Genomic DNA, 12,343 nt, shown 5'->3' with positions numbered 1-12,343 from the left:
TTTATTAAAACACCAAATTAGAGACGGAAACATCAAAATGGCAGAAGATCTAAAACAAGCTGCGCTGGAGTACCATGAACATCCAGTACCTGGAAAGCTAAGCGTCACTATTACCAAACCCACAGCAACCGCTCGCGATTTATCCTTGGCTTATAGCCCTGGTGTGGCAGAGCCGTGCCGTGAAATCGCCAAAGATCCAGAAGCCGTGTACCGCTATACGGGTAAGAGTAATCTTGTGGCTGTCATTTCAGATGGCACGGCGGTTCTTGGCCTTGGCAATATCGGTCCATTAGCAAGCAAACCTGTTATGGAAGGTAAGGGCGTTTTATTCAAGCGCTTTGCTGGCGTAAACTCTGTTGATGTGGAAGTTGAATCAGAAAGTCCACAAGCTTTCATCGATACAGTAGCACGTATTGCCAATACTTACGGCGGTATCAATTTAGAAGATATCAAAGCCCCTGAGTGTTTTGAGATCGAGCGTCAGTTGATTGAGCGTTGTTCTATCCCTGTTTTTCATGATGACCAACATGGCACGGCAATTGTCACCGCCGCTGGTTTATTGAATGCGCTTGAGCTGCAAGGTAAAGACATCGAAACAGCGAAAATTGTTCTGTCTTGGGGCGGGAGCCGCTGCAACGGCGTGTATGAAGCTGATCATTGCCTGTGGCGCGCAAATTGAGAACATTCTTGTGCTTGACCGCAAGGGTGTCATTCATTCTGGTCGCGATGACTTGAACCAATTCAAAGCGATGTTTGCGAATGAGACAGACAAGCGCACATTGGACGATGCCGTTGATGGCGCTGATGTGTTTATTGGTGTGTCTGGTCCAGATCTTTTAACTGGCGAGCAATTGGCTAAGATGGCACCCAATCCAATTGTCTTTGCTTGTTCTAACCCTGATCCTGAAATTAATCCAGACCTTGCCCGTGCGACTCGTGATGACTTGATCATGGCAACAGGCCGTTCTGATTACCCAAATCAGGTAAACAATGTTTTGGGCTTTCCCTTTATCTTCCGTGGCGCGTTAGATGTTCGTGCTACCAAGATTAATGAAGAGATGAAAATCGCCGCCGTTCACGCACTTAAGAACTTGGCCAAAGAAGAAGCACCCGCAGATGTGGTGGCCGCTTACGGTGGGGCAGCATTGAGTTTCGGTAAAGAATATATTTTGCCAAAACCAATGGACACTCGTTTGTTAACGGTCGTGTCTGATGCGGTTGCGAAAGCCGCGATTGAATCGGGAGTGGCAACTTTACCTTATCCTGATTTTTACCCGCTTCAGAGCCTGGACCACTTCGGAGTGTAAACCGAATGGGTCGTCTTGTGTGTCATAACAAGGCGATTGGCACGATGAAAAGACGATGTTGATGAACATCGTCTTTTTTGTTTCTGGTACTTGTGAACATGATAAAAAAGATACTCGATAGAACATCAACAGAATGAGGATGGATATGAAAGTTGCGATTTATTGTGGTTCTGCGAAAGGAAACAATCCTAATTTCGTTACGGGTGTGAAGGCACTGGCCACCTATTTTGCAGAGCAAGAGATTGAAGTGGTATACGGTGGTGGGAAAGTTGGGTTAATGGGTGAAATGGCCGATGCAATGATCGCCGCAGGCGGTAACGTCATTGGTGTGATTACCAAACACCTTGAAGACAAAGAGATAGCGCACCCCAATTTAACCGACTTATACGTGGTCGAAGACATGCATGAGCGTAAGGCCAAAATGGCGGAATTGGCCGATGCTTTTGTGGCGTTACCGGGTGGTATTGGCACCTTAGAAGAGATTTTTGAAGTCTGGACCTGGGCGCAGATTGGCCTTCATGAAAAGCCCTGTGCCTTTTATAACATAGAAGGCTTTTATGATCCCTTATTCACGATGGTTGATCGGATGTTTGAAGCAGGCTTTGTCAAAGCCCCTTATGTGGAGATGCTGATTCGTGCGGAAACCCCACAAGATTTGTTGGAAGCGTTTCAAAATTATCACGCACCGGCGCAAAAGTGGGTGTAATGTTGCCAAGAAGGGTATGAGCAGTAACAAGAAAGCCAAACAATTTGCTTGGCTTTCTTGTTACTAATAGAAATGATCTGTACCACCTGTATTGGATACATCGTTAAGCAACATGCTGTTCTCAAAGTTGATTTGTACTAGTTCAGACCTAAGCTAGTACAGGTAATATTATTGAGGTGGTTCTTCTCTTATTGATTCAGTTGCAAGTCTATCTGCAATACTCCATAAACTTCTTAGTTTGAAAAATACCGGTAAACAGGTTCGCTCTTCCGCACTTATAGATCGTTGAGATTCATAACCTCTGAGCATGGCCTCGCACTGCTCGCTGGGCAGGTATAAACAGATAGCTAGGTCATAGGCTCGCCATCCATAAGCACAATGATCAAAATCAAAGACCATCAATTCATTACCTTCAAAGTGGACATTCCCTGTATGTAAATCAGCATGAATTATTCCAAATTCATCTTGATTAAGCGGTATTTTATTAACGGCTTTAACGAGGTCTTCGATACTTCCCAATGACTCTATTCTATTGGTTAGCATCTTTTTTTCTTTTTCATTTAAGAAGCTGGGTTGTTTTTCATTTATTAGTTTGTGAAACAATTTTAAAGGTTCATCGAGCAAACATTTCAAATCTAAGTGATAGCGTTTGTGTTTCGAATGGAAATGGTTAGCAGAAAGATGTAGCTTCGCCATTGTGCTGCCAAGCTGAAAACATTTTTCTATTGTAAGGGTGTCACTTTTAATCTCGCTACCAGCGGCATAGGGAAATAATGCAAACGCTCTATCTCCAGTTTGGGTCGATACAGAACCAAGTAATTCACCATTATTATTACTCAGAGCATTGGCAACAGGTACACCGTCATGGTGTAAATGCTCTAGCAGGTCCAATTCAAATTGAAATGCGTCAAAGGACTCAATGTAGTACTTATGGTTTAGATAGACTCGAAAAACATATCTAGCATTTTCTAACTCCACTAAATAGTGATCATTAAATCTCCGTCTAATTAAATGACAGCTTTGAATCTTATCTAATGAATAATGGGCATTTAGAAGCGCTAGTACTTGTTCTGATTTTAATAACGTATTCAAATGATTTATCCACGATTTGTTGAAACAGCGAGGCCATTACCTATAAGGGTCGCTGCTTCTTGTTAGCTATTTGTTCTAAAAGAGGTTTTCCAAGGCGTTATCCGTTTGTTTTTCTTGCTGGGCATTACTATCTTGCCCGCTGTCTGATCCTAAACTACTTTGTTTACGGCGCGGTGGTACATGATCTTTACGGAAGATCTCGAAGATAGCATTTTTCTGGCCTGGTAACGCTCGTTGTCCCGTTTTTGGATCAATTCGAACGGTAACCAATGAGGAAGGCTTATAGATATAAGCAGGCGGTGTACCCGCCAAGGCTGGACGCATATAATCGATCCAAGTTGGTAAGGAAACCGATCCCCCCCATTCTTGATAGCCATTGGTGTTTGTCCCCAAACTGGTTGAATTATCAAAGCCACTCCAGACTGTTGCAACGATTTTGCCATTAAAGCCGGAGAACCACGCATCTTTACCATCGTTGGTGGTACCCGTTTTACCAGCAAGGTCGGGACGATCCAGTACTCGAGCGCGACGCCCCGTACCGAGTTTGATAACGTCTTGCATAATGCTGTACATGATGTAATCAACACTTGGACTCAGAACCTGCGGTGCGACAGGGAGGCTGCGTACGCCTTCTGGTGTATTAAATAAGCCCATTTGTTGATCGCTATCTGAGGACTTATCTAACAGAGTACAGCTATCGCATACCGTGACAGGGTTGGCTTGGAAAATGACTTTATTGTGACGATTCGTAATGTGATCAATCAAATAGGGTTTGACTTGATAACCGCCGTTGGAGAACACGGCATACCCTGTAGCAATCTGCAATGGCGATAGGTTCGCGGTACCTAGTGCAAGAGACAGGTTATGGGGTAAATCGTCTGGATTAAACCCAAAGCGACGTAAGAACTTCAGTGTGGGGGGAATACCTAGATCATCCAGCAGGCGCACCGACACAATGTTCTGAGAGCGATATAAGGCGGGTCTTAAACGTGTTGGACCATAAAATTTACCGCCGTCGTTGGTTGGCCGCCAGGCTTTGGCTAGTCCTGTATCACTAAATACCACAGGGGCATCATTGATCGTCGTCGCGGCGGTATAACCATGACTCAGGGCGCTGGAGTAGATGAAGGGCTTGAAATTAGAGCCTGGTTGACGCTTGGATTGCGTGACACGGTTATATTTACTTTCGTAGTAGTTAAACCCGCCAACCAAGGCTTGTATTGCGCCATCTTTGCTGCGTAAAGAGACTAGGGCACTTTGTAGTTTGGGGATTTGCGCTAACAGCCAGCCTTGGTTTTGATCGGGCCTGAGGCGGATAATATCACCCGCTTGCATAATATCCGTCGTTTTAGTGGGAGCTGGACCTTGCGAGTTTTCGTCAATATAAGGTTTTGCCCAACTCATGCCGTCCCATGGTAGGGTGTAGGTGGTGCCATCAGACAATAACAGGTTGGCTGTTTGATCCGTTGTAGAGAGTACCAGAGCAGTTCGCCATTTTTGTAATCCTGGATAGTCCTTAAGTGCTTTTATCTGCTCGGCTTGAGTGTCTTTTAATAAGCCTGGTTTTTTATCGAGTACGCCGCGATAGCCATGGCGAGTATCGTAGGCCAATACACCATTGTAGACCGCTTCATTCGCGTCTTTCTGTTTTTTGGAATTAATGGTGGTGTAGACCGTCAGACCAGCCGTATAGAGGTCGTCTTTATAGGTATCGTGCAGTTCTGAACGTACCATTTCAGCTACGTAGCCAGCATTCACCTGCGGTGAGATACCGTGGTCTTTGGCGGTAATTGGTGCTTCTACCGCATTTTGATATTGATCTTTGGTGATGTAGCCCAAAGAGAGCATACGCTGCAAAATCCAATTTCGGCGGATAAGGGCCCGAGAAGGGTTCGCCACCGGGTTAAAGCTTGATGGGGCCTTGGGGAGTCCAGCTAGCATGGCATATTGAGCAATGTCTAAATCTTTTAAGGGTTTGTTATAGTAAACCTGAGAGGCAGCTTGGAAGCCATAGGCACGATTACCCAGATAAATTTTGTTGACGTATAGGGTTAAAATATCGTGTTTGGTCAGCTCGTGCTCCATTTTTAAGGAAATAAAGATTTCGGTGAATTTACGGGTAAACGTCTGCTTGAAAGATAAGAAGTAGTTACGGGCGACCTGCATGGTGATGGTGCTGCCGCCACTTTGGATTCTCCCCGTGGTAATTAACTGCATGAAGGCGCGACCTAAGCCCATGATGTCCACCCCAGGGTGGTGATAGAAGTTACTGTCTTCTGCAGACAAAATAGCGTGTTCTAATCCTGGTGGTAACTGGGCATAGGTAATAGGGGTTCGACGCTGTTCGCCAAACTCACCAATTAATTTGTGATCCGCTGTGTATATCCGTAATGGGATTTGTAGCTTAATGTCTTTGAGCTCTGCCACAGTGGGGATGCGATCTTTGACGTGTTCATAGACGACAAATGTTGCAATGGCACCACTGACGATGCCAAATACCGTTAAATATAGGAAGATTTTGAGTGCTTTCAACATACAGATCCGATACAGATGGATTAAAAAAGCGTCATTATAGCGAACTTCATCACAATGTAGGTGCTTAACTTTGCAGCAAATCGTGTTATCTTGCTAGTATTTGGTAGGATACCTAGTAAATTGTGAGCTGCATACGTCAAGGATGAATAATGAAGCCGATTACGCCAGATTGTGTGGTGCTTTATAGCGCCACATCATGTCGTTTTTATGATATTGAGCATATTCCTGTTCAAAAAAATTCTCAATTAGACTTTTCTGATTCGCCACCAAGCGAGAGTAATCTAGCCGAACTTCAGACGCAGGTTGCCCCAGATAGCTACAAACACAAAGCGTTTGCTCTTATTGTTTTGCCCGACGAATGGCTGTCGAGCACCGAGCAGGATTTGGATTATCCGATGCCAAGGGAATTAGCCTCGTTAGCAGCACTGGCTTGTGCAGCAGAAAAGCACTTCTCTCCTCCCGAAACCCTGTGGTTCCATTATCATGTCTCCCGTCGTCGTCGGGGCTCTCATTTGGCCGTGCTGTCTTGTCATCAAAATTTAGTCGAGCAAGTCTGTCGACCATTTAAAACGGTGGGCTTACGCTGTTGCGTGGTGTCTTTATCCCATTGGAATGCTTATCAGTCGTTGCCATTTGGCCTATTTCGTTTACAGAAACAGGCGTTATTGCCGTTTGAACCGGATCGAGACATTGGTCATCGACATCGAATTGTATGGCTGGCGTTTTTTGTGGTTTGTGTGGTCTTAAATGTGGGGTTGCTGCTGTATGATGATTATTTAAACAAAGAGTTTGAGCATCTTGCGGGGGAGCATCATCAAGTGATTCATGACATCTCGCTTTATGATTCTCCCTCGCCTTTGCTGACGAAGGTATTAGCAGCGGTTCGTGCTTTACCAGAACCGGTGCGCTTATCCGCGCTGAAGAGTTACGACAATAAAGTCTTTGTCGCATTGAGTTTATCTATGGAAGAGATGAAATCATTATTAGCGCGTTGGCAAACGGAGTTTCCTGATTGGCAGCTTAATGTACAAGAAGAAGGGCACTCTTTAGTCGAAGTCAGAGGTACGAATAAGAGAGGTAACAAGGAGGTTATTAATGTGGGCATCTCGATTTCATCGGGCTAACTCTCTGTCCTTACCTACTCCCAGAGGGTCACTGTTGAGTCTTCTGGTGTTGCTACAACTTGGTGCATGGTATTCACCGATTAGATCAAGGCTGGACCAGGTGAATCGAGCAGAACAGCGGGTTCAGCAAGATGCACATGACAAAAAACAATGGCAGTGGCAGGTCCAACAATTACGTCATGATGCATGGATTGATAAGGCACTTTTTCAGACCCAGTTGCAGGTTATGCCGGCAACCCATCAGGCCCATTGGCAATTAACCGGAACGGCATCTTTGGTGGATTGGCAAGTATTGCAAGAAACGCTTCAGAAACAGGTATTTCTGCGTCTGCGGTCGGTTCGCTGGTGGTTGCAAAATGATGGACGATGGAAAGGTCGCCTACAATTTGATGTTGCCCCTGCACGGCCCAATGCCACCTACCAAAATTGGCTGCCAGTGCGTGTCGAAGTACGGTCTATCAAGCTAACGGGCTGGCAGTTGGTGTCGGTTATGCGGCAGCAGGGTAAGGCCTCAGCGCTGCTGAAAGATGGCTATCATCATTCTCTTTGGGTGACAGAAGGGAGCTGGTTGCCTGAGTTGGGAGCCTCTGTGGCGTCTATCACGTCAAAGCAGGTACGCCTTATGTCGCGAACCGGGGACTTAACCGCTTTGCGTCTCCATCCACAAGGAGGCGTTCATGAATAAGCGCGTCTTCCTACTGTTGGTGGGGGTGTATTGTTTTTCGCCTTTGCAGGCGATGGATGTGTTTTTTGAGTCGCGTCCCATTCAGGAAGTGTTGCCGTGGCTAGCCGCTAAAATGAATAAAAGTTTGGTGATTAGCCCCAAGATAGACGATGTACTCACTCTCTCCATTAAAAATGCCACTTGGAAAGAGGTGATCAATGCCGTGTCTAAAGAGCCTGATATTTCATTACAATGGCAAAATGGCGTGGCGGTATTGATGCCCGCTTCAACGGCCCCAGCGACCACAACAAGCTCCCAATCTTGCCAACGCTCTTTCTGGATGTTGCGTAATGCTAAAGCCAAAGAAGTGGGCAAGCAGCTTAAAATCTTGTACCCCAAGATGTCTATTGTGGTGGATGACAGAACCAACTCTATCATTACTTACTCCTGTAACGGGGCGGGTGGGCTGACGAAAACACTCGCCTGGCTGGATGTGCCGCTCAGACAAATTGAGATCAGTGCTCGTATTGCTCAAGTGAGCACCTCTGCCCAATCCCAGTTTGGGGTGAATTGGCAGGCGAACCTAGCTGATAGCGTACGGACTTCTGTGGGCGGAGCGGTGGATTTAGGGGCCTTGGCTCCGACAAGTCAGTTGTCTTTTGCCAATCACAATGGGCTGGGATTATTGTCTTTTACATTGGACATGTTAGAGAGTGAAGGGCTGGCAAAAGTATTGTCTAAGCCTAAAGTGGTGGCGTCGGAAGGGGAAAAAGCGCGGATTGAATCGGGCACCGAAGTGCCTTATCAAACGGTAGATGACGATAATGTGAAGGTGGAATTCCGTCAGGCGGCGTTGGTATTAGAGGTGACGCCTTATGTGAAGGAAAAGAATCGTATCTCTTTGAAGCTCACCATCCATCAAGATTCTGTCGGAGATCTGGTGAATGGTGTACCAAGTATCAAAACCAACATCGTAAGAACACAGGTGGTTGTGAAAGACCAAGAAACCTTGGTTTTAGGCGGGATTTTCCGTAAAGAAAAGTTCACAACCAACAGTCAAGTTCCTTTGCTAGGAGACATTCCTTATCTGGGGGCGCTTTTTAAAAAACACTCAGAACAAGAAGAAAAGGTTGAATTACTTGTATTTATTACACCAAAGCTGCTACAAATGTCAGTTAACTAGGCAATAGCCTGAATCAGCTAATTCCGATGTAATTGAATACAATGACAAACGTCCCCAATATTATTTTAGTCGGCCCAATGGGTGCCGGAAAAACGACAATAGGTCGTTTACTGTCCCAGTCTCTGGCCAGAGAGTTTTATGACTCTGATAAAGTCATAGAAGAAAATGCTGGGGCTGACATCCCATGGATTTTCGACAAAGAAGGCGAGGAGGGGTTTCGTAAGCGCGAAACCTGCACACTGGTTCAAATGCTCAACCATCAAGATAACCGTATCGTGCTCGCCACAGGCGGAGGTATCGTCACGCGAGATGAGAACCGTAAGCTTCTACACGACAGTAATGCACTGGTGGTTTATCTCTATGCTTCTGTTGCACAACAATTATATCGTACATCCAAAAGTAATCATCGACCGCTTTTACAGAATGGCAATCCGAAAGCTATATTAAAAAAGCTGTTTCAAGTACGAGACCCTTTGTATCGTGAAGTGGCGAATGTGATTGTAGAAACCGACTCTCGTCATCCTAAATCAGTGGCTAATAAAGCGTTAGAGGCCATTAAACGTCATTTAAAAACGGAGAAAACACTTTTCAATGCAAACGTTAACCGTTGAATTGGGTGATCGTAGTTACCCTATTTACATAGGCCATGGCATTCGTCAGCAAAAGGTACTGTTTGATGCGGCCATTCATGGTAAGCAGGTGATGGTGGTCACCAATGAGACGATTGCCCCTCTTTACTTGGATGCTTTGGTCAATTTGCTGTCATCAGATTATAAAGTGGATACATGCATTTTACCGGATGGCGAGGCCTATAAAAATCTAGAGACCTACGCCCGTATTATGACGGCTTTATTAGAAGCCAAACATAACCGTACGACCACCGTCATTGCGTTAGGTGGTGGGGTCGTTGGCGACATGGCGGGTTTCGCTGCGGCGACTTATCAACGAGGGGTGCCCTTTATCCAAGTGCCGACCACGTTACTCTCTCAGGTGGATTCGTCTGTAGGTGGGAAAACGGGCGTGAACCACCCATTGGGTAAAAATATGATTGGGGCCTTCTATCAGCCTCAAGCCGTGATTATTGACACGCAAACCCTAGAAACCTTGCCTCAGCGAGAATTGTCCGCTGGTATGTCAGAAGTCATTAAATATGGATTGATTTGTGATGCCTTGTTTTTTGACTGGTTAGAAGCAGAAATTGACGCTTTAATGTCGTTAGATACTGTTAAAATAAGTGAGGCCATTTACCGCTCGTGTGTTGCCAAGGCTAACGTTGTTGCTCAAGACGAAAGAGAAGGGGGGATTCGAGCGATATTAAACCTCGGACATACCTTTGGCCATGCCATCGAAACGCAAATGGGATATGGCCATTGGTTGCATGGTGAAGCCGTGGCGGCTGGCTGCGTGTTAGCGGCCGATTTATCTTGGCGTATGGGGAACATTACCGAGCAAGACCTTAGCCGCACGGTGAACTTATTTCACGCCGCAAAACTGCCCGTGTTGCCGCCACGAGAGATGACTCGTGATAATTTTGTTGCGCACATGGCATTGGATAAAAAAGTGTTAGATGGTAGTTTGCGTTTAGTGTTATTAGAGACGTTAGGGAGTGCGATGGTCACATCGGATTTCCCTATGGATGATTTCAATGCTTGTTTAAGCGATGCCATAGAGGCAAGTCAGTAACTTAGTTTAGTATCGACTCCAAAGGACAAATATGTCAGAGCCGAATTTTCAGTTCGATTTAGAAAAAGCCCTTGATCAGCCGCCCAAAGCGACGCTGCGGGATCCTTTCGGCTCGAAAGACACTTCTGCCTACTTTGCTAGTGAAGAAGGCAATCAACAGCTCGCACTTTTGGAGCATCTCAGTCGTTACAGCAATTTGTTATCTATCGTACTGGGCCCAAAAGGTAGCGGTAAAAGTCGCTTTTTAATGGAGTTTGCCCGTAATCAGGATGACAGCACCATTATTAGCGAAGTTAAAGCCAGCATGCTAATGACCGCTGGGCAGTTGTTGCAAGCTATCTATGAGGGCTTTTCTAAGTTCATGAAGGAGCCGCCAAATGAAGCAACGTTTGGTCCTTTATTGAAATTTGCTCATGACTTGGAATCCCGTGGGCAAAAGGCGCTGGTGTTGGTTGATAATGCCCAAGAGCTGAATACCGATGCCGTCACCATGTTACTGGATATGATGTCTTTGGCGACGGAGAGTCAGTCCGTGCCGCATGTGGCACTGTTTTCGGAGCATTCTCTAGGACGAAATCTGGATGCCTATCAGCGTACGCGTTATGAGCAGCTAAGCCATTCTTTGACAATGACACCCTATTCTTTGGAGCAGACGAGAGCGTATTTACTGCATCGGGTGCGCGCCGTAGGGGGCAATATTAATTTGCCCTTTAATGATAAGCAGATTAAACACATTCATCATGACTCTGGCGGTTACCCAGGACCCATTAATGAAATGGCTCAGGCCATGATGGGTAATGGTGGTAAAGCACCGAAAAAAGGCCGTTTTAATATCGCCATTGGGTTTCCCTTGGTTCACATGGCACTATTGTGCGTGGTGATGTTGGGCATTCTGGTCGCCGTTTTGTTTAATGGCTCAGGGTCGGACAAAGACGAGGATGGATTCGTATCGAAAGATGGTAATGTGATTCCTCTTACGACGCCGAAAATTGCGTCACAGCAGAAAAAGTCTGCCTCGGCTACGATGGCTAAAATTGACGAAATGCAGCGTAAAATCGGGGAAGGGAAAATTAACTTACCACCCATTCCCCCTGAACCTAAAGAAGACCAAGTTACTTCTGTTCAACCTTCAATGACTCAGTCTGTGCCGACTGCGCCTATTCGTAATGAGGCACCACAAGCCAAACCTGCGCCAACGATTGCGCCATCATCTGAATCGGCGGGGGGCTCGACAGTCGCATCCTCTACCCCCGTTCCCATCGCTGTCTCAAAAGAGAATGTTGATGTAGACAAAAGTGTAGACCCATTTAATAAAACCCAATGGTGGCTGACTCAAAACCCTAGAGATTACACCCTGCAGTTACTTGGCACTTACAGTCTCAGTACGGTGAAAGATTTTATTAAAGATCAGGGTAGCATCAGTGTGTTTAGTTATTTTAAAGCAAAACACAAGGGGCGCGACTGGTATGTCGTAGTATATGGTTTATACAGCAACCGTAGTGAAGCGATTAGTGCCTCTGAGTCTTTGCCAAAAGACTTACGCAAGTTGGATCCTTGGTCGCGAAGTGTGCGAGGCATTCAGCAAGACATCAAAAAAGCAGAATAATCTGCTAGTGATGGCAAACTTAGCCGAAACCTCTGAGAAAGGCGGGAATCTTCTCTTAGTCAGGGCGTTTTTGGGCTGAATCGACGCTTTTTCGTGTCAGTTTCGCGTCTATTTTTTATGCGCCATCCCAATAAAAAGTGTAAAAAACCATTTTTCTCTGAAAAAACTCAATGAACAGAGGATTTTTCTGTTTGTAAATTCTCCAACCATAGATAATTCTCTTTAGACGCTCTAATTCCTGTTAAAGCACTGCTAAATAACGCCAAATTAAGCGAAAAGGAACCGAACATGATTTGAGTCATGTCTCTTCGCGAGGTAGTATGATTTTCCTTTTAGGTAGATTGGACGCAAAAATAATCATTTCGAAGCGTGTGTTGAACTTTAATAAAGCTTCAATAAAGTCCATCTGTCCAACAAACTTTTAATTCAGTTCTATTCAAATT

The 12,343-nt window shown here is 45.5% G+C and carries 9 protein-coding genes and 1 pseudogene; 8 read left to right on the top strand and 2 right to left on the bottom strand.

From position 1 onward, the window contains the following. The first annotated feature begins 37 nt into the window (after positions 1 to 37). Both AC0VYG_RS22095 and AC0VYG_RS22090 read left to right on the top strand, forming a co-directional pair. Positions 38 to 1,307, top strand: a pseudogene (locus AC0VYG_RS22095) (malic enzyme-like NAD(P)-binding protein). A gap of 145 nt (positions 1,308 to 1,452) precedes the next feature. Further along, on the top strand, positions 1,453 to 2,013 hold the full coding sequence (locus tag AC0VYG_RS22090; protein WP_475430029.1) for an LOG family protein: 561 nt from the start codon (positions 1,453 to 1,455) through the stop codon (positions 2,011 to 2,013). A 168-nt stretch (positions 2,014 to 2,181) separates the two neighbouring features. Here the strand turns inward: AC0VYG_RS22090 and AC0VYG_RS22085 are convergent, their stop codons facing one another. Further along, complete coding sequence (locus AC0VYG_RS22085; protein ID WP_475430028.1) at positions 2,182 to 3,105, bottom strand: phosphotransferase enzyme family protein; 924 nt, start codon at positions 3,103 to 3,105, stop codon at positions 2,182 to 2,184. Positions 3,106 to 3,180: 75 nt separating this feature from the next. Then, on the bottom strand, positions 3,181 to 5,640 hold the full coding sequence (locus tag AC0VYG_RS22080) for a penicillin-binding protein 1A (protein WP_475430027.1): 2,460 nt from the start codon (positions 5,638 to 5,640) through the stop codon (positions 3,181 to 3,183). A gap of 149 nt (positions 5,641 to 5,789) precedes the next feature. Between AC0VYG_RS22080 and AC0VYG_RS22075 the strand changes: the two genes are divergently transcribed. From AC0VYG_RS22075 to AC0VYG_RS22050, 6 genes are read left to right on the top strand one after another with little or no spacing between them, the layout of a single operon-like run. Beyond that, entirely contained in the window at positions 5,790 to 6,764 is a 975-nt protein-coding gene (locus tag AC0VYG_RS22075; RefSeq protein WP_475430026.1) for a hypothetical protein, read from the top strand. Beyond that, positions 6,736 to 7,449 (top strand): hypothetical protein, encoded by a 714-nt coding sequence (locus AC0VYG_RS22070; protein ID WP_475430025.1) that lies wholly within the window; start codon positions 6,736 to 6,738, stop codon positions 7,447 to 7,449. Before AC0VYG_RS22075 ends, AC0VYG_RS22070 begins: the two co-directional genes overlap by 29 nt. Beyond that, on the top strand, positions 7,442 to 8,611 hold the full coding sequence (locus AC0VYG_RS22065) for a type IV pilus secretin PilQ (RefSeq protein WP_475430024.1): 1,170 nt from the start codon (positions 7,442 to 7,444) through the stop codon (positions 8,609 to 8,611). Before AC0VYG_RS22070 ends, AC0VYG_RS22065 begins: the two co-directional genes overlap by 8 nt. A 41-nt stretch (positions 8,612 to 8,652) precedes the next feature. After that, entirely contained in the window at positions 8,653 to 9,222 is a 570-nt protein-coding gene (locus AC0VYG_RS22060; RefSeq protein WP_475430023.1) for a shikimate kinase, read from the top strand. Continuing rightward, positions 9,203 to 10,294 (top strand): 3-dehydroquinate synthase, encoded by a 1,092-nt coding sequence (gene aroB / locus AC0VYG_RS22055; RefSeq protein WP_475430022.1) that lies wholly within the window; start codon positions 9,203 to 9,205, stop codon positions 10,292 to 10,294. Before AC0VYG_RS22060 ends, aroB begins: the two co-directional genes overlap by 20 nt. 31 nt (positions 10,295 to 10,325) lie before the next feature. After that, positions 10,326 to 11,900, top strand: a complete 1,575-nt coding sequence (locus tag AC0VYG_RS22050) for an AAA family ATPase (protein ID WP_475430021.1) — start codon at positions 10,326 to 10,328, stop codon at positions 11,898 to 11,900. The last annotated feature ends 443 nt before the right edge of the window (positions 11,901 to 12,343 follow it).

The organism is Marinomonas sp. 63XJN7_7_ISO-PGPR-S23-202 (assembly GCF_056173505.1).
Note: the sequence above shows the minus strand (reverse complement) of the source record. Positions and strands in the feature narration are given on the sequence as shown.